The 19,248-nt window shown below is 39.3% G+C and carries 12 protein-coding genes, 3 tRNA genes and 1 riboswitch; of the genes, 2 read left to right on the top strand and 13 right to left on the bottom strand.

Annotation, left to right across the window (positions count from 1 at the left end; translation table 11 throughout):
* Positions 1-5: 5 nt before the first annotated feature.
* From rplC to rpsL, 5 genes are all read right to left on the bottom strand, one after another.
* On the bottom strand, positions 6-641 hold the full coding sequence (gene rplC, locus AC6UD4_RS01600; RefSeq protein WP_500693544.1) for a 50S ribosomal protein L3: 636 nt from the start codon (positions 639-641) through the stop codon (positions 6-8).
* Positions 642-668: 27 nt separating this feature from the next.
* Complete coding sequence (rpsJ, locus tag AC6UD4_RS01595; protein WP_500693543.1) at positions 669-977, bottom strand: 30S ribosomal protein S10; 309 nt, start codon at positions 975-977, stop codon at positions 669-671.
* A gap of 263 nt (positions 978-1,240) precedes the next feature.
* Complete coding sequence (fusA, locus tag AC6UD4_RS01590) at positions 1,241-3,346, bottom strand: elongation factor G (RefSeq protein WP_500693542.1); 2,106 nt, start codon at positions 3,344-3,346, stop codon at positions 1,241-1,243.
* Between the two features lie 95 nt (positions 3,347-3,441).
* A complete protein-coding gene (gene rpsG / locus AC6UD4_RS01585; RefSeq protein ID WP_500693541.1) occupies positions 3,442-3,912 on the bottom strand; it encodes a 30S ribosomal protein S7 in 471 nt (156 codons plus the stop codon).
* Between the two features lie 36 nt (positions 3,913-3,948).
* Positions 3,949-4,362 (bottom strand): 30S ribosomal protein S12, encoded by a 414-nt coding sequence (rpsL, locus tag AC6UD4_RS01580; RefSeq protein ID WP_010022704.1) that lies wholly within the window; start codon positions 4,360-4,362, stop codon positions 3,949-3,951.
* 183 nt (positions 4,363-4,545) lie between these two features.
* Here rpsL and AC6UD4_RS01575 point away from each other — a divergent pair, with 183 nt between their 5' ends.
* The gene (locus AC6UD4_RS01575; RefSeq protein WP_500693540.1) at positions 4,546-5,208 is read left to right on the top strand and encodes a prepilin peptidase; all 663 of its coding nucleotides are present in this window, start codon (positions 4,546-4,548) and stop codon (positions 5,206-5,208) included.
* 21 nt (positions 5,209-5,229) lie between these two features.
* A riboswitch (purine riboswitch) is annotated at positions 5,230-5,325 on the top strand.
* Between the two features lie 37 nt (positions 5,326-5,362).
* A complete protein-coding gene (locus tag AC6UD4_RS01570; protein WP_500693539.1) occupies positions 5,363-5,938 on the top strand; it encodes a xanthine phosphoribosyltransferase in 576 nt (191 codons plus the stop codon).
* Between the two features lie 57 nt (positions 5,939-5,995).
* Here AC6UD4_RS01570 and rpoC read toward each other — a convergent pair whose 3' ends face one another.
* The 8 genes from rpoC to ppk1 form a co-directional block, all read right to left on the bottom strand.
* Positions 5,996-9,646 (bottom strand): DNA-directed RNA polymerase subunit beta', encoded by a 3,651-nt coding sequence (gene rpoC, locus AC6UD4_RS01565; RefSeq protein ID WP_500693538.1) that lies wholly within the window; start codon positions 9,644-9,646, stop codon positions 5,996-5,998.
* Between the two features lie 17 nt (positions 9,647-9,663).
* Complete coding sequence (rpoB, locus tag AC6UD4_RS01560) at positions 9,664-13,302, bottom strand: DNA-directed RNA polymerase subunit beta (RefSeq protein ID WP_500693537.1); 3,639 nt, start codon at positions 13,300-13,302, stop codon at positions 9,664-9,666.
* Between the two features lie 258 nt (positions 13,303-13,560).
* The gene (locus AC6UD4_RS01555) at positions 13,561-16,059 is read right to left on the bottom strand and encodes an ATP-dependent Clp protease ATP-binding subunit (protein ID WP_500693536.1); all 2,499 of its coding nucleotides are present in this window, start codon (positions 16,057-16,059) and stop codon (positions 13,561-13,563) included.
* A 47-nt stretch (positions 16,060-16,106) separates the two neighbouring features.
* Positions 16,107-16,580 carry a CtsR family transcriptional regulator gene (locus tag AC6UD4_RS01550; RefSeq protein WP_500693535.1) on the bottom strand — a complete coding sequence of 158 codons (474 nt, stop codon included), beginning with the start codon at positions 16,578-16,580 and terminating at the stop codon, positions 16,107-16,109.
* A 97-nt stretch (positions 16,581-16,677) separates the two neighbouring features.
* Positions 16,678-16,751: transfer RNA gene (locus AC6UD4_RS01545), tRNA-Pro, on the bottom strand.
* A gap of 29 nt (positions 16,752-16,780) precedes the next feature.
* Positions 16,781-16,854: transfer RNA gene (locus AC6UD4_RS01540), tRNA-Pro, on the bottom strand.
* 5 nt (positions 16,855-16,859) lie between these two features.
* Positions 16,860-16,933: transfer RNA gene (locus AC6UD4_RS01535), tRNA-Arg, on the bottom strand.
* 109 nt (positions 16,934-17,042) lie between these two features.
* Complete coding sequence (gene ppk1 / locus AC6UD4_RS01530; RefSeq protein ID WP_500693534.1) at positions 17,043-19,247, bottom strand: polyphosphate kinase 1; 2,205 nt, start codon at positions 19,245-19,247, stop codon at positions 17,043-17,045.
* Position 19,248: the final 1 nt, after the last annotated feature.

The raw sequence follows: 19,248 nt of genomic DNA, 5'->3' as shown, positions 1-19,248 counted from the left end.
CTTTCTTATTTTCTTGATTCAATAACAGATGTTTTAACTGTTACTAATGATTTGTTTGCACCAGGAACGTTACCCTTGATTAATAGTACGTTGTTATCAACGTCAGCGTTAACGATTTCAAGGTCTTGAATGGTAACGCGATTGTTACCCATTCGTCCTGGTAATTTCATTCCTTTAACAACTCGGTTAATAATGACACCTAATGAACCGGGACGACGGTGATATCTTGATCCGTGGGTTTCAGGTCCACGACGTTGTCCATTTTTGTGGATGTTACCTTGGTAACCATGACCTTTAGTAGTACCCGTTACGTCAACGACGTCACCTGGTTGAAATACGTCAGCTTTAACTTCGTCTCCAACTTTGTAATCTCCCAAGTCAACATCTCTGATTTCACGAATGAAGCGCTTAGGAGTAGTTTTTGCTTTTTTAACATGACCTTGTTCAGGTTTGTTGCTTAATACTGGACGCTTGTCATCGAATCCAAGTTGAATTGCATCGTAACCATCTGATTTGCTGTTCTTAACCTGTAAGACAACATTAGGAGTTACATCAACAACAGTAACTGGAACGAGTTCTCCGTTATCAGTAAAAACTTGAGTCATTCCGACTTTTTTACCTAAGATTCCTTTTTTAGCCATGAGTACACCTCCGATATTCTGTAATTATTATAGTTTGATCTCGATGTCAACACCACTTGGCAAGTCTAACTTCATTAATGAATCAACAGTTTTAGGTGTTGGATTCAAAATATCAATCAAACGCTTGTGAGTTAACATTTCAAATTGTTCTTGAGCTTTACTGTACTTAAATGGTGATGCCAATACGGTATATAGAGTTCTGTCCGTTGGTAATGGAATTGGACCAGAAATAGTAGCACCAGTACGTTGTGCGGTTGCCACAATCTTGTCAGCAGCTTGATCTAAAATACGGTGTTCATAAGCTTTCAAACGAATACGAATCTTCTCTTTTGCCATGTTTTTCCCTCCTTCGTCTATTTTCAAAATAAGACTAGCTCCGTGGAAATTACCGGCACATCCTCGCATGGCAAAGCGGCCGGGTGTGTCGCAACCTCCCACATCAAAGCTAAATGTTGTACTAATTTTGGACAGTCTATCCCCCCAAAACCGAGTACTTAACTATCATACCCGATATTCTCTTATTTTTCAAGGCTTCTCATCACATTAAGTATAAAAAAAGTTCCAGAAACTTTTTCAATTTCTAGAACTTTTACAAAAAATTACTTTTCTTCTTTACTATTTCCACCATTTTTCTTAATGATGTCTTCTTGGATGCTCTTAGGAACAGCACTGTAATGATCAAAACTCATAACAAATGTTCCACGTCCCTGAGAAGCAGAACGTAAATCGGTAGCATAACCAAACATTTCTGATAGTGGAACCATTGCATGAATGTTTTGTGCCTTGTCTTGAGCTTCCATACCTTCAACGTTTCCACGTCGTGCGGTAACTTGTCCCATGACGTCACCCATGTATTCTTCTGGAACACGAATATCAACTTTCATGATTGGTTCAAGAATAACTGGATCAGCCTTCTTAGCAGCTTCCCTCAAAGCAATGGAAGCAGCGATCTTAAAGGCAGCTTCACTTGAATCGACTTCATGATAACTACCATCATATAATTTAGCTTTCAAATCAATCAATGGATATCCGGCTAATACACCATTTTCCATGGCTTCTTTTAGACCTTGTTCAACTGAAGGAATGAATTCTCTTGGAACAACTCCACCAACGATGGCGTCTTCAAATTCGAATCCTTTTCCTTCGTCATTTGGTGTAAATTCAATCCAAACATCACCATATTGACCTTTACCACCAGACTGACGAATAAACTTACCTTCGGCCTTAACTGGTTTAGTAAATGCTTCACGGTAGGCAACTTGGGGAGCACCAATGTTAGCTTCAACATTAAATTCACGTCTCATCCGTTCAATCAAAATGTTTAACTGAAGTTCACCCATTCCGGCAATCAAAGTTTGTCCAGTTTCTGGATTAGTTTCAGCTCTAAAAGTTGGATCTTCTTCAGATAACTTTTGCAAAGCATCATTCATCTTATCCTGATCAGCCTTAGTCTTAGGTTCAACGGCAACTTGGATAACTGGTTCTGGGAATTCCATTGATTCAAGACGTAATGGATGGTCTGGATCGGTTAAAGAATCACCAGTAGTGGTATTCTTCAAACCAATTGCAGCTGCAATATCACCTGAGAATACTTCTGGGATTTCTTGACGATTATTGGAGTGCATTTGTAGTAAACGACCAACACGTTCACGTTTGCCATTCGTAGCATTCAAAACGTATGAACCAGCCTTTAAGGTACCACGATAGACACGAATATAAGTTAAACGACCAACGTATGGATCGGTAGCAATCTTAAATGCTAATGAAGCAAATGGTTCCTTATCGTTAGCACGGATGTCAACTTGTTTGTCGTCATCATCTGGGTCAGTAGCAGTGTAAGGACGAACATCAAGTGGTGATGGTAAGTAGTCAACCACTCCATCCATCAACATCTGAACACCCTTGTTCTTGAAAGCTGAACCAGCAAATACTGGGTAAAAATCAAGATTCAAAGTTGCTCGACGAATACCCGCTTTAAGGTCTTCTTGTGAAATTTCTTTACCGTCAAGGAACTTTTCCATCACAGCGTCATCAACGTCTGCAACGGCTTCAATCAAAGCATCGTGACGCTTTTGAGCTTCCTCTTGCATGTCAGCTGGAATCTCATCAACATCCCATTCTGAACCTTCTTTATCTTCATCATAAACATAGGCTTGCATGGTAATTAAATCAATCACACCAGCAAAGTCAGCTTCAGCACCAATTGGCATCTGAACGGCCTGGGCGTTAGCACCTAAACGGTCATGCAAACTTTTAACTGACATATCAAAGTCAGCACCAACTTTATCCATCTTATTAATGAAGACAATTCGTGGAACAGCAAAGTCTGATGACTGACGCCATACGGTTTCAGTCTGTGGTTCAACACCGGCTTGACCATCCAAAACAACAATACCACCATCTAGCACACGTAATGAACGTTCAACTTCGGCAGTAAAATCAACGTGTCCTGGGGTATCAATGATGTTAACACGGTAACCCTTCCATTCAGCAGTGGTAGCAGCTGAAGTAATAGTAATTCCACGTTCTTTTTCTTCTTCCATCCAGTCCATTTGTGAATCCCCTTCATGGGTTTCACCAATTTTGTGGATACGACCGGTATAGTACAAGATACGTTCAGTAGTAGTAGTTTTACCGGCATCAATATGGGCAACAATACCAATATTACGAGTTTTGTCTAACGGAAATTCTCGCTTGTTAGCCATTATTTAACTCCTCTCAATCATTCACAATTTCATTATTTTAAAAAAGTGGCTAAATCGCTTTAGCCACCCACTTACAGTTAAAAACTAAAAGCTGATTACCAACGATAATGCGCAAAGGCACGGTTAGCTTCGGCCATTTTGTGAGTATCCTCACGCTTCTTAACTGCTGCACCGGTGTTATTTGAAGCATCGATGATTTCTTTTGCAAGACGTTCAGTCATGGTGTGTTCACCACGAAGTCTTGCATAGTTAACAATCCAACGTAAGCCTAAAGTAGTTCTTCGATCAGGACGAACTTCGATTGGAACTTGGTAGTTAGATCCACCAACACGACGGGCCTTAACTTCAAGAACTGGCATAACATTTTTCATTGCTTCTTCAAATACATCAACTGGATCGTTACCAGTTTGTTCTTTGATCATATCAAAGGCACCATATAAAATTTCTGATGCAGTCCCTCTTTTACCATCTAACATCAAATGGTTAATTAATTTAGAAACCAATTTTGAGTTGTAGATTGGATCAGGAAGGATTTCTCTTTTTTGCACTTTTCCTTTTCTAGGCATGTAAAAGTCCTCCTCAATAATAACTTAATTAATTGTCTATTCCTTAGGTTTCTTAGTACCGTATTTAGAACGACCTTGGCGACGATCACTTACACCCGCAGTATCTAATGCACCACGAACAACATGATATCTAACACCAGGCAAATCCTTAACACGTCCACCACGAATTAAAACAACACTATGTTCTTGCAAGTTATGTCCAATTCCGGGAATGTATGCAGTAACTTCAATCAAGTTAGAAAGTCTAACACGAGCATACTTACGTAAAGCTGAGTTAGGCTTTTTAGGAGTCATAGTACCAACACGAGTTGCAACTCCACGTTTCTGAGGTGCAGGGTTCTGTGTGTTTTTCTTTTTGTAACTGTTATATCCGAAGCCTAAAGCTGGGGATTTTGATTTAGAAGTTCTAGATTTACGACCTTTACGAACCAATTGGTTAATTGTAGGCATCTAAAAAGTCCTCCCTTTCCTAATATAATATATTTTTTAAGTCCACACATCCAGGCGGTTCTTTTTTGAAGTTAAAAAAATCGCTTAGTTGTTTATAAGCACAATAAGTAGAATACCACGTAGAAAAAGACGTGTCAACAAGACTTCAATTAATTTCCGTACTTTTTGGTGGAGGTTTTGTTGATGATCATTTATTGGTTTATTGTAGGTAGCATTGTTGGATCTTTTATAAACGTTATGGTTGATCGAACCATTACGCACGAAAACTTTGTCTTCGGTCATTCTAAGTGTAGTAACTGTGGCAAGTTTCTAAAGTGGTACGAACTCATCCCGATTGTGAGTTACATGATTCAATTCGGAAGGTGTCGGACATGTTCAACTCGATTACCACTTTATTTACTGTATTTTGAAGTAACCGGAGCCACCGCTTTTACTATATTTCCACCTGTTTGTTTAGATAACCTCGAAAATTTATCGCTACTTTTACTCATGCAGGTTATGGCAACTTTTGATTTATTAACCTACCATTTCCCTACGGCATATTCACTGATTGCAGTAATGATAGCTCTTATAATTTCTAATCCTCTAACAAAGACAACTGGAATTTATATTATTGGATATTTAATATTGATAATAATAAATCATTACTTCCATTTCATTGGCAACGGGGATTTGGATCTCTTCTTAATCCTTTTAATTGCATACGGAATTACGGTTACCAATCTAGTCGTTTTAACCGGGTCAATCATAGCGATCATTTATGCCATCTTATTTAAAAAACGTGCGATTGCTTTTATTCCATTCATTTACATTGCCACTCTAATTATATTAATTTGGTTTGCTTAAAGTTAGAAATTAAATTATGATTAACGTAATAAGTGAAGCTCTAATATATAATCGTAATGGGTCGACAGTCTCTACTTGGAACCATAATTCCAAACTATTAGGAAAAAAGACCCTAAACTTCTATATTAGGGTCTTTTTAAATGGGAGAGTAATCATGAAAGAATTAGAAGAAGCAATCAAAAATAAAGGCCAAGTCCTTCCTGGAAATATTTTAAAGGTCAACTCGTTTTTAAATCATCAAATTGATCCTAATTTGATGTACGAAGTTGGCAAAGAATTCGTCAAACGCTTCTCAAACGATAATATTACTAAAGTCATCACGGTTGAATCATCTGGAATTGCCCCAGCCGTTATGACTGGCTTAGTATTGGGTGTTCCCGTCGTTTTTGCGCGAAAGAAAAAGCCATCAACTTTAAACGATGCAGCCTATTCGGCTGACGTATATTCATACACCAAACAAAAAACTAACCGCATTTTTATTGAGAAAAAATTCCTTTCACCTGACGATAACGTCTTAATCATTGATGATTTCTTAGCAAATGGCGAAGCCACTAAAGGGATGATTAAGATCGTTGAAGCAGCTCAAGCCAATCTAGTTGGAGTCGGCATTGTAATTGAAAAATCATTTCAACCGGGCGCTAAGTGGATCAAGGATCATGGAATCCACTTAGAATCGCTTGCTCGTATTTCATCCCTTGATAATAATGAAGTAAGTTTTAAAAAAGATTGATTAATATGTATCAAAAAGGGAGTTCATCATTGATGAACTCCCTTTTTAGTTTAATAACTAGTTTTTACTTGAATCCTTTTGTTGCATTTCTTTTTCGACATCACTTAATGAAGTAACACCCTTGGTATCAGTCTTACCCTCTTCTTCTGGTTCAATGTTTTCATATTTCCCAACACCAGTACCAGCAGGTAATAACTTACCAATGATAACATTTTCCTTCAAACCAACTAATGGATCAACTTTACCACGAATTGCGGCATCAGTAAGAACACGAGTGGTTTCCTGGAATGATGCAGCAGACAAGAAACTGTTAGTCTCAAGTGCAGCCTTAGTAATTCCAAGTAATACCGGACGGGCCGTTGCGGGTGTTTTACCACTAATCACAGCATCCTTATTACGATCCTTGAAATCATCAATATCCATCAAAGTACCAGGGAGGATGTCAGTGTCACCTGGGTCCATAACACGAACCTTACGCAACATCTGTCTTACCATGATCTCGGCATGCTTATCGTTAACTTCAACACCCTGTCTTCTATAAACTTCTTGAACCGCAGTTAACAAGTAAGTTTCAGTTGACAAAACATCTCGAACTTTAAGCAATTCCTTAGGATCAATTGAACCTTCGTTCAAAGCATCACCACGACGAACCTGATCGCCTTCTGAAACCTTCATTCGGGCCTTAATTGGAACCTTATATTTACGAGTATCGGACTTCCCTTTAATGGTAACTTCCTTGATACCTTCAGCAGGATCTTCTTCAATTAATTCAACCGTACCAGTAACTTCACTGATGATTGCCTTACCTTTAGGATTACGTGCTTCCATAATTTCCTGAACACGAGGAAGTCCTTGGGTAATATCTGAACTACTTGCAACACCACCGGTATGGAAAGTACGAAGAGTTAACTGAGTACCTGGTTCACCAATTGATTGGGCCGCAATGGTACCAACAGCTTCACCAACCTCAACTTCGTCACCAGTAGCAAGGTTTCGACCATAACACTTCTCACAAACACCATGAGCAGTATTGCATGTGAAGGCGGAACGAATTTCAACTGAATCAATTCCAGCGTCCACAATTTCTTGAGCAACGTCTTCATCGATCATTTCATTCTTTTTAACAATCACTTTACCAGTCTTAGGGTTCTTAACGGTCTTCATTGCGTTACGACCAAGGATTCGGTCATACAATGGTTCGATCATTTCGTCCCCTTCGGTAATGGCACGAACAACAAGACCACGGTCAGTTCCACAGTCTTCTTCTCTAACAATGACATCTTGGGCAACATCAACAAGTCGACGAGTCAAGTAACCAGAGTTAGCAGTCTTAAGTGCCGTATCGGTCATACCCTTACGAGCACCGTGGGTTGAAATGAACATTTCCAAGACTGAAAGTCCTTCTTTAAAGTTAGAGGTAATTGGAAGTTCCATGATTTCACCATTAGGTGAAGCCATCAAACCACGCATCCCAGCTAACTGAGTAAAGTTCGAAATGTTACCACGAGCACCAGAGTCACTCATCATAAAGATTGGGTTCTGGGGATCGAAGTTTTTCATTAATTTGTTTTGAATTTCGTCTTTGGCATCATTCCAAACACTAACAACTCGTTCATAACGTTCTTGGTTAGTAATTAAACCACGACGGAATTGTTTAGTGATGGTATCAACTTTCTTATGGGCGTTAGCAACAATTTCTGGCTTTTCCTTTAAATCAGTAATGTCAGAGATACCAACAGTCAAACCAGATTTAGTTGATTTATCATTACCTAAATCTTTGATTCGATCAAGAAGTTCTGAAGTTTCAGTAACTTGGTATTGACTGTAAACTTCAGCAATGATGTCACTTAAAAATCCCTTCTTAAACGGTTTAACCAATTCAGCGTTCTTCAAGTGTTCATGAATGTCTTCACCAGGCTTCAAGAAATACTTGTCAGGAACATATCCGTGCAAGTTAGTTGAAGTTGGTTCGTTCAAATAGGTAAATTTCTTTGGAAGAATCCCATTGAAAATAACCTTTCCAACCGTCGTTACTAAAATCTTATCTTTTTGATCGTCAGTAAACGGTTTGTCTGGGAAGGCGCTCGCTGGAATACCAATTCTGGTATGCCAATGAACCTTTCCATCACGGTAAGCTAATTCAACTTCATCAGGATCGTTGAATACCATTCCTTCACCTTCAGCCCCTGCTTCTTCAAGGGTTAAATAGTAGTTACCAATAACCATATCCTGTGAAGGAGTAACAACTGGTTTACCATCTTTAGGAGCCAAAATGTGTCCAGCAGCAGCCATCAATAATCTTGATTCAGCTTGAGCCTCATCAGATAGTGGAACGTGAATGGCCATTTGGTCACCATCAAAGTCAGCATTATACGCAGCACAAACTAATGGATGCAAACGCATTGATTTCCCACTAACCAAAACTGGTTCAAAAGCCTGAATTCCAAGTCGATGCAAAGTAGGAGCACGGTTCAAAAGAACTGGATGTTCCTTAATGACATCAGGGAGAACTTCAAAGACAGCGTCGTCTTGACGTTCGATCTGACGTTTAGCGTTTTTAATGTTAGAAGCTAGACCACGTTTAACTAGCGCATGCATAATGAAGGGTTTAAATAATTCCAATGCCATTGATACTGGAAGCCCCATCTGACTTAGTTTTAAATTAGGACCAACGTCAATAACTGAACGACCAGAATAATCAACACGCTTACCTAACAAGTTCTGTCTGAATCGACCTTGTTTACCCTTTAATAGGTGAGAAAGTGATTTAAGGGGACGGTTACCAGGTCCTGCAACAGGACGACCACGACGACCATTATCAATCAAAGCGTCGACAGCTTCCTGGAGCATTCTCTTTTCGTTTTGAACAATAATGCCAGGAGCGTTCAGGTCTAACAATCGTTTTAATCGGTTATTTCGGTTAATAACCCGACGATATAAATCATTTAAATCAGAAGTAGCAAAACGACCACCTTCAAGTTGAACCATTGGTCGCAAGTCAGGCGGCATAACTGGAATTGCATCCATTACCATCCATGACAACTGATTGCCAGAAGTAGCAAAGGCCTCAAGAATATCTAGACGACGAACTGCACGAGTTCGCTTTTGTCCCGTTGCTTTCTTAAGCGTATCTTTTAACTCTTTGACTTCTTTATCGATGTCAACGTCGTTTAATAAAGTTCTGATGGCTTCCGCACCAATTTCAGCGTGGAAACGATTGCCGTATTCACGCTTTTTGTCACGGTATTCTTGTTCTGAAAGCAACTGCTTCTTCTCCATTGGTGTGTTACCTGGATCGGTAACAACGTATGAAGCAAAGTAGATAATTTCTTCAAGAGCCCGTGGACTCATGTCAAGAACTAGTCCCATTCGACTAGGGATTCCCTTGAAATACCAAATGTGGGTTACAGGAGCTGCTAATTCGATGTGTCCCATTCGTTCACGTCTAACTTTTGAACGAGTGACTTCAACACCACAGCGATCACAAACGATGCCCTTATATCTGACACCCTTGTATTTTCCACAGGCACATTTCCAGTCCTTAGTTGGGCCAAAAATTCTTTCATCAAACAATCCATCCTTTTCAGGTTTTAAAGTTCGATAGTTAATCGTTTCAGGTTTTTTAACTTCTCCATATGACCAACTACGAATGGTCTCAGGTGAAGCTAAACCAATTTGCATACTTTTGAATTTATTAACATCAACCATTGGCGTACCCTCCTTTATTATTTATTGTCGTCATTTGTATCATTTTTTGAGTCGGCATCAGATGAAGTTGGAGCTTGTTTCTCATTTTCATCTTTCTTTTCTTTATCCTTCTCATTTTTATCATCTTGTTTTTGAGCAAACTTACTCAATGCGTTCACGTTAACAACGTCTTCGTCATCGTCCATGTCACGCAAATCAATTTGTTTGTTTTCGGCATCGAGAACCTTCATGTCCAGTCCCAATGCTTGTAATTCTTTAACTAATACTCGGAATGACTCAGGAACACCTGGTTTAGGAATTGGATCACCTTTGACAATTGCTTCGTAGGTTTTAACCCGTCCGACAACATCATCTGACTTGTAAGTCAAGATTTCTTGGAGGGTGTGTGCGGCACCATAAGCTTCAAGAGCCCAAACTTCCATTTCACCAAAACGCTGTCCACCAAATTGAGCTTTACCACCAAGTGGTTGTTGCGTAACTAGTGAGTATGGTCCAATGGCTCTTGCATGAATCTTGTCTTCAGCCATATGGTTAAGTTTCAAGTAACCCATAACTCCAACAGCAATTCGTTTGTCAAATGGTTCACCGGTTCTACCATCATACAGAACCGTCTTACCATCAGCTGGCATACCAGCTTCCTTTAAAGCGTCGGTAATATCTTCACTACGAGCACCATCAAAAACTGGGGTGGCAACGTGAATTCCAAGCTTCTTAGCAGCCATTCCAAGATGCAATTCAAGCACCTGTCCAATGTTCATCCGTGATGGAACACCCATGGGGCTCAATAAGATGTCGATTGGGGTACCATCTGGCATATATGGCATGTCTTCTTCAGGAATAATGACGGAAACAGTACCTTTATTACCATGTTTTCCAGCCATCTTATCTCCAACTTGAAGTTTACGTTTCTGGGCAATGTAAACTCGAACCATCTTATTTACACCAGGCTTTAATTCATCGCCGTTTTCCCTAGTAAAGACTTTAACGTCTTGAACAATTCCACCGGCACCATGAGGTACTCGAAGTGACGTGTCACGAACTTCTCGAGCCTTTTCACCAAAGATAGCGTGAAGTAGTCGCTCTTCAGAAGATAATTCAGTAACACCTTTAGGGGTTACCTTACCAACCAAAATATCGTTGTCATGAACTTCGGCACCGACTCTAATAATTCCATCTTCGTCAAGATCCTTTAGAGCATCTTCACCAACGTTAGGAATTTCTCTAGTCATTTCTTCAGGTCCCAGTTTGGTATCTCTAGTTTCTGACTCATACTCTTCAATGTGAATTGAAGTGTAAGCATCATCTTTAACTAGTCGTTCGGAAATAGCAATGGCATCTTCAAAGTTATAACCCTGCCATGTCATAAAGGCAACGGTTGGGTTTTGACCTAAGGCCAATTCACCATTTTCCATTGCTGGGCCATCAGCGATAATTTCATCAGCATCAACATGATCTCCAATTTTTACAATTGGAGTTTGGTTATAGTTTTTACCACCGTTAGAACGCATAAACTTCATCAATTTGTACGTATCTAAAGTGCCATTATCACGTCTTACCCGAATTTCTCTTGCATCAACATACTCAACGGTTCCAGGATACTTAGCAATCTTAGCAACTCCAGAATCATGAGCAGCTTGATATTCCATCCCAGTTCCAACAAGTGGTGCGTGTGGTCTGATCAAAGGAACAGCCTGACGCTGCATGTTAGCACCCATTAGGGCCCGGTTTGAGTCATCATTTTCTAGGAACGGAATACATGCCGTTGCCACCGCAACAACTTGCTTTGGTGAAACGTCCATGTAGTCAACGTTCTTTGAATTAGTTTCAACGTATTGGGACTTATCACGTGCCATAACCTGATCGTCTTGAAAGGTTGCGTCTTCATTTAATGGAGAGTTCGCCTGTGCAATCACGTATTTATCTTCATCGTTAGCAGTTAGGTAATCAATCTTGTCGGTAACCTTATGAGTAGTCCAATCAACACGACGGTATGGGGTTTCGATAAATCCATACTTGTTAACCCGAGCATAACTTGAAAGTGAGTTAATCAATCCAATGTTAGGACCTTCGGGAGTTTCAATTGGACAAATTCGACCATAGTGAGTGTAGTTAACATCACGAACTTCATATCCAGCACGGTCTCTAGTGATACCACCAGGTCCTAAAGCAGATAAACGACGTTTGTGGGTCAATTCACCTAACGGGTTAGTCTGATCCATGAATTGTGAAAGCTGTGATGAACCAAAGAATTCTTTAACAGAGGCCACCACTGGTCTAATATTAATTAGTTGTTGTGGTGTTACCGTTGAAGCATCCTGAATGGACATTCTTTCTCTAACAACTCGTTCCATCCGTGAAAGACCAATTCGGAATTGGTTTTGCAGTAATTCACCAACTGATCGAACACGACGGTTCCCCAAGTGATCAATATCATCAACAGATCCAATTCCCTCTTGAAGATCCAAGAAGTAATTGATTTCAGCCAAGATATCCGCTGGGGTAATGTGTTTATAGTCCAGATCAATATTGTCATTACCAATTACTGGAACGACTTTGTCTGGATCTGTATTTGAATATACTTTAATTACTTGAACAGTAACTGGATCAGTTACGACAGCTTGATCGGAAGGATTAAAGGTGTAAGCTTTAAAATCTTTGTTAGCCAAGTACGGCTTCAACTTTTCCACCAATTCTTTGTCAATCACATCACCCTTGTTAGCAATGATTTCACCAGTATCTGGGTCAGCAAGGGTTTCGGCCAAAGCTAATCCCATTAAACGAGTCTTCATGCTCAGTTTTTGGTTCGTCTTGTAACGACCAACTGGTGCCATGTCGTAACGTTTTGGATCAAAGAATCTTTGGGTTAACAAGTTTCTTGCTGACTCAGCTGTCTTTGGTTCACCCGGACGCAAGCGTTCGTAAATATCCTTTAATGATTCTTCAACACGAGAATCATCTGCATCCTTATGGACGTCTTTTTCAAGGGTAAGTGAGAGACTATCATTAGTATTTCCAAAAATCTCAGTAATTTCATCATCTGAGCCAAAACCAAGGGCACGAACTAATTCAGTCAAAGGAATCTTTCTAGTACGATCAATTCGAACGTATGAGATATTCTTTGCATCAGTCTCAAATTCCATCCAAGCACCACGGTTAGGAATCACAGTTGAACTGTAAATTTCACGACCATTTTTGTCGAGATCTTTATGGTAATAAACACCTGGTGATCGCACTAATTGAGAAACGATAACACGTTCTGCACCGTTAATGATGAAAGTTCCTTGGTCAGTCATAAGTGGAAAGTCACCAAAGAAAACATCTTGAGTCTTAATCTCACCGGTTTCATGGTTGGTTAACTTGAGAGTGACGTGTAATGGGGCTGAATAATTTGCCTCATGAGCACGTGCTTCATCAACCGTGTACTTAGGTTCCAATAGTTTATAATCAACGAAATCTAGTGAAAGCTTTCCCTGAAAATCCTCAATTGGCATAATATCTTTAAACATTTGACGCAAACCTTCGTCTAAGAACCAGTTATAAGAATTAGTTTGAATCTCAATCAAATTTGGAAGATCCAATACCTTCTTAATTCTGGAATAACTTCTACGGGTTCTGTGTTTTCCATACTTTACAATGTGTCCTGCCAAGTTATTCACCTCTCCCTAAAATTCCACGAAAAAGAAATGTTACATTTCTGTTACAAAAAGCCATATTTCTGGTTTTTGAGCAAAAAAAATCCAAAAATAAGATCTAAATCTTACTTTTGGTTCTTATAAACGCCATCACGGACAATAGATCGCAACGACTCATTTCAATTCCCAGTTACATACTCTACATATAGTACAAAGAATCAAAGTAAAAGTCAATCAATATGCACAAAAACTCACAGTAAAATTTTACTGTGAGTTTTAACGTTATTTACTTAGAATTTCTTCTTTGGGATTCTTAACTTCACGTCTATTAATCGTAATCTTGTTTTTATGCGCACCGATCGTAATCTGATCACCAGGTTTGAACTTACCCGCTAGTAAGTCTTCACTCAGTGGATCTTCAACCTTATCCTGTAAAGCTCTTCGAATTGGTCTTGCACCATAAGTTGGATTGTAGCCAACTTCAGCAACTAAATCAATGGCAGCTGGAGTCATTCTAACTTTGTAACCCAATCCATTGGCACGATCAATCAGTTCTTGTGACATTAACTTAACGATTCGGTGTAATTCCGACTTAGTCAAGGAATGGAAGATCACCGTATCATCAATTCGGTTCAAGAATTCTGGTTTAAAGAATTTCTTCAACTGTTCTTGAATCGTGGCCTTCATAGCATCGTAGTTATCATCATTACCGGATTTTTCAGCGGCAAATCCAACGGTGTTCTTGTATTGCAGCTCTGTAGCACCAATGTTGGAAGTCATAATGATGACAGTATTTCGAAAGTCTACTTTTCGGCCCTTGGCATCAGTTAAGTACCCATCATCTAGAACTTGAAGTAGCAAGTTAAAGACGTCAGGATGAGCCTTTTCAACTTCATCAAGTAAAACAACTGAATATGGATGCTTTCGAACTTTTTCGGTCAGTTGACCACCTTCATCGTAGCCAACGTAACCAGGGGCAGAACCGACCATTCGGCTAGTCGAATACTTCTCCATGAATTCACTCATGTCAACTCTGATCATGTCATCTTCTGAGCCAAACATTGCTTTTGCCAAATCTTTGGCAAGTTCAGTTTTACCAACTCCAGTTGGACCAAGAAACATGAACGATCCAATGGGACGATTGGGATCCTTAAGTCCACTTCGTGCCCGACGAATTGCTCTTGCAACTGCCGAAACAGCTTCATCTTGTCCCACAACTCGTTCGTGTAAAATCTTTTCCAAGTTTACCAAACGCTTCTTGTCAGACTGTTTCAAATGAGTAACGGGAATCCCGGTCCATTCAGAAACAATTTGAGCAATATCTTCAGCATTTTCTTTTAATTGATAATTATGGGTCTTGTTAGCGTCATTTTCTTTAATGCGCTGTTTTTGGGTTAAATCAGCAATCTCTTTTTGTAACTTTTGTTCTTGCTTACGAATTGAAACCGCATCTTCAAAGCGCTGTTCCTCAATGGCTTTGTCCTTATCATTTTTAACGGAACTAAGTTTTGATTCAGCGCTTGCTAACTTGTCATCTTTTCCAGTTGAATCCAGTCTAACTTTAGCGGCACCTTCGTCCATCAAGTCAATTGCCTTGTCAGGAAGGTAACGATCACTAATGTAACGACTAGATAAATCAACGGCTGCATTAATGGCATCATCGGTGATTTGAACGTGATGGTGTTCTTCGTATTTGGGACGTAATCCCTTAAGAATCTTCCGTGATTCATCCTTACTTGGTTCTTCAACTTCAACCGTTGCAAAACGACGTTCTAACGCTTCATCAGATTCAATGTACTTCTGATATTCATCTAAGGTAGTAGCCCCAATGACTTGAACCTGACCACGAGCAAGAGATGGCTTTAAAATATTTGAAGCATCAACTGATCCCTCAGTTCCACCAGCGCCAATCAAGGTATGCAACTCATCAATAAAGAGAATGACATTTCCACTATCTTCGACTTCTTTTAAGACCTTCTTTAAACGATCTTCAAATTGGCCACGATACTTGGTACCAGCAACCAGTGATCCCATGTCTAATTCCATTACCCGCTTATTTTGCATATCAGCAGGAACGGATTTATTCACAATTTTTTCCGCTAAACCTTCGGCAATGGCAGTCTTACCAACACCAGGTTCACCAATTAAAACTGGATTATTTTTAGTTCTTCGGCTTAAAACCTGGATGACACGACGAACTTCAGCGGTGCGTCCAACCACTGGATCGAGCTGATTATCTCGAGCAGCTTTAGTCAAATCACGTGCCAGTGAATCTAAAGTTGGAGTTTCACTTTGTTCTGACTCACCATTCGAATTATTTTCAGAAGCCATATTAGTATCTGCAACCCCCATCTTTCGGATCGTTACTTTTCGGACTTGTTCTGGGCTAACTCCCAAGTTAGTCAAAATTCTTGAAGAGAGCATCGCATCATCACTAGTTAAAGCTAGCAAAATGTGCTCAGTACCCACTTTAGTTGATCCATACTGCTTGGCAATCTTTCCAGCTAAAGCTAAAATTTCTTTCATCTTTGGAGAATACGGCAGATACGTGTTTCCATCGACCTTTAAATTACCGTATCCAGCCAACTGCTCAATTTCTTCTCTAACGTCCGCCTCGCTGACGGCAAGTTGTTGGAGAGTTTGATAAGCAATCCCATTCTTCTCAATGGTAAGTGCCAGTAACATGTGTTCGGTTCCGACAGCTTGATGCTGGAAACTCTTAGCTTGTTCTTGGGCAATTACCAAAACGTTTTTTGCACTAGGGGTAAATAAATTATGCATATGCAAATCTCCCTTCATTTCTCTTTAAATCATAATCCATAATCAAACTAACACTCATATTTAAGCCGGTAAAGTAAAGCCTCTAAAACACTCGCTCTAACCTGATATTCCATTGCTTGATCAGGCAGTCTAATTGCCTCTTTCTTTAAAATAGCAGCAATCATGTTCTCCTCTTTCTCGGTAATGACTCCATTAGCATATAAGGTGGTTAAAATTGATTCTTCATCCTTTTCGGAAATTTCATCACCAATTGAATCAATCAAACTGTCTAGGACATCCGAATTATCCATTAAGTTGATTTTTTCAATCCTGATGTAACCACCACCACCACGTTTGCTCTCAACTAAATAACCATTACGCAACGTAAAACGTGTTTTAATTACATAGTTAATTTGCGAGGGCACCACGTCAAAATGATTGGCAATGTCTGATCGACGAATTTCGACTCGTTCTTGATCATTATCACCTAGCATATCCTTCAAATAATCTTCAATAATGTCCGATATATTACGGCTTGCCATAAACTCATCTCATCTCTGACTAATGTTGACTATTATTATACAAAGAAGATTTGTAAATTCCAAGTAAATACTCTTGGAAACCAAGGTAATAAAAAAATCGGGAAAACAAGATTCGAACTTGCGACCTCCACGTCCCGAACGTGGCGCTCTACCAAGCTGAGCTATTTCCCGATGCTTAAATATTAAAAAGTATATAAAAATCGGGAAGACAGGATTCGAACCTGCGACCCCCTGGTCCCAAACCAGGTGCTCTACCAAGCTGAGCTACTTCCCGATGAATGCACCTAGTAGGAGTCGAACCTACAACCTTCTGATTCGTAGTCAGACACTCTATCCAATTGCGCTATAGGTGCATATAAGCATTAAACGTTCACATTCATCAGCGAACATATATTATTATACCAGAAGTATCCGATTTTGGAAAAGAAATATAAAAAAATAACCAGAAACATCTGGTTATTTTCACCACCACAATAGCACGCCCACTACTACGATAATCGTAACGACTAGAATCGAAACATAAAGCCACTCGTTTTTTAATTTGGAATCGTTTTTAACGTTAATCCGAATGTCATGACGTTTAGAAACGTGCTTTTTATTATTTAATTTGGGATCATCGATAATCTTTAAGAAGGTCTGTTGGGCGGGCTTCCCTTTAGGATGCTTGAATTTAAAGTACTCTCCATCAGGCTTTAAAAAGCTCCCATCCACATCATCTTGAGCGTAAATGTCGATGATGTTTAAAAGCTGTTGTTTTAGTTTTGGATCGAGAATTGGCGCCGCTAGCTCGACACGGTTATCCATGTTTCTTGTCATTAAATCAGCAGAAGATATCCACAATTTAGAATCATCCTGAGTGAAGAATCCATAAATTCGACTATGTTCCAAAAACTCACCAACAATGCTTGAAACCACGATTTTTTCTCTCTTCCCGCAAATTCCAAGTTTAAGACAGCAAGCTCCTCTAACAACGAGCCTAAATGGTACACCCACTCTGGCTGCATCATAAATGGCTGAAATCACTTCTACATCAGTCAACGAGTTAATCTTTAAAAAGACTGCTCCTTTGCCGGTTCTTAAATAACTTTCTTTAACTTCCTGGATCCCATCAATCACTTGATCTTGAATTTGATGGGGAGAAGCTGATAAAACCTGATAACTGGGTTGAGCGGCATCTGGAGCTTGCAAGTAATCGAAAAATTTTGATAGATCTTGAACATAATCATCCTTACTGGTAAAGAAACTGAGATCAACAAATCCCTTCGCGGTTTGCATGTTGTAGTTTCCCGTTCCAACCTGGATATAGCCCTTGGGGTGATTGCCCTCTTTTGTTAACACCAAACAAGTTTTACTATGAACTTTCATGTCTTTTTTCCCAAAAATAACATGAACACCAGCATTCTTCAATTTTTCAGTTACTTTCAAGTTGTTCTTTTCATCAAAACGAGCTCTTAATTCAACCACAACGGTGGTTTTAATTCCCTTTTGAGCGGCTTTTGCTAGTAAATCAACCACTTCAGAGTGTTTTGAAACCCGATACAGGGTTTGTTTAATCGCAACTGTTTTAGGATTTTCGACCGCTTCTTTTAAGAACTGCAAAAACTGACTAAACGAATCATATGGATATTGGATAAGGAGATCCTTTTGATCCAAGTACGAAAGGATTGAGGCGGAAGTCGGCCAAGTTCGAGGATTAAATTTTGCGTAACAATATTCTGGATAATCAGGTGAATACTTACTGACGATCTCAAATAGATAAGTTAAATCAACCGGACCAGGAATCTTAAAAATAGCATTCTTTTCAATCTTAAACTTGTCAATAAAATCATTTAAGAAATCATCGTCAGTATTACCATCAAATTCCTCAACTTCAAATCGGGTTACCTTTCCTTTTTCCCGGTCAACAAGATACTGACGCATCCGAGAAATTGTTTCAAAATTATTATCCTCTTTTTCAACATCTAAGGTGGCATCAAGGTCTCTCGTGACTCTAAAGACGACCGTTCCAGTAATTTCTTTTCCATTAAAGAGACGCTTGAGGTTATGATTAATCAAATCTTCAAGTAAGATATACTTATCAATCCCGTTCGATTTAACCGAAAGCAAGCGGTCAAACTTAGAAGGAATGGGGATAATCCGAATGGCTTTTTTATCATCACCCTTGACTAAGACGCCAATCGCAATTTGCTTGTTAGAAAGAAACTTTAAATCATAATTTCCATCAAACTCTTTAAAGGAAAGTGATGGTTGAATCTTCTTAATAAAGTATTGATTGACTTGATCCTTTTGTTTGTCATTAAGGTCTGCATAAGACTCAATCGAACAAACATCTCTCTCCTTTAATTCTTGATTTAATTTATCGTAATCATTGTATTGGATCTTAAAATTTTCATCATTACGATCATGAATCTGATCCAGGATCTGACTATAGTGAAATCCAGACTTTTTTTCAATCCCATTATCACTAAGCTCCATTTGCCCTTGAACGCTTGGAACCCTGACACTATAAAACTCATCTAAATTATTTGACCCAATTGCTAAAAACTTCAGCTTTTCCAAAAACGGAGTGAACGATTCAGTGGCTAGATTAATCACTCTTCGATTAAATAAAGTCCAACTCAAATCCCGGTTATAGCATGAGTCAACGTACTCTTCATTTCTCTTCATG

This window comes from Fructilactobacillus sp. X3R5C2 (assembly GCF_059901175.1).
This window is presented reverse-complemented; position numbering and strand designations above follow the sequence as displayed.

Excerpts from the sequence above, each read along its gene's own strand:
- rplC (WP_500693544.1), bottom strand. The coding sequence starts at position 641 with ATGGCTAAAAAAGGAATCTTAGGTAAAAAAGTCGGAATGACTCAAGTT.
- rpsJ (WP_500693543.1), bottom strand. The coding sequence starts at position 977 with ATGGCAAAAGAGAAGATTCGTATTCGTTTGAAAGCTTATGAACACCGT.
- fusA (WP_500693542.1), bottom strand. The coding sequence starts at position 3,346 with ATGGCTAACAAGCGAGAATTTCCGTTAGACAAAACTCGTAATATTGGT.
- rpsG (WP_500693541.1), bottom strand. The coding sequence starts at position 3,912 with ATGCCTAGAAAAGGAAAAGTGCAAAAAAGAGAAATCCTTCCTGATCCA.
- rpsL (WP_010022704.1), bottom strand. The coding sequence starts at position 4,362 with ATGCCTACAATTAACCAATTGGTTCGTAAAGGTCGTAAATCTAGAACT.
- AC6UD4_RS01575 (WP_500693540.1), top strand. The coding sequence starts at position 4,546 with ATGATCATTTATTGGTTTATTGTAGGTAGCATTGTTGGATCTTTTATA.
- AC6UD4_RS01570 (WP_500693539.1), top strand. The coding sequence starts at position 5,363 with ATGAAAGAATTAGAAGAAGCAATCAAAAATAAAGGCCAAGTCCTTCCT.
- rpoC (WP_500693538.1), bottom strand. The coding sequence starts at position 9,646 with ATGGTTGATGTTAATAAATTCAAAAGTATGCAAATTGGTTTAGCTTCA.
- AC6UD4_RS01555 (WP_500693536.1), bottom strand. The coding sequence starts at position 16,059 with ATGCATAATTTATTTACCCCTAGTGCAAAAAACGTTTTGGTAATTGCC.
- AC6UD4_RS01550 (WP_500693535.1), bottom strand. The coding sequence starts at position 16,580 with ATGGCAAGCCGTAATATATCGGACATTATTGAAGATTATTTGAAGGAT.
- ppk1 (WP_500693534.1), bottom strand. The coding sequence starts at position 19,247 with ATGAAGAGAAATGAAGAGTACGTTGACTCATGCTATAACCGGGATTTG.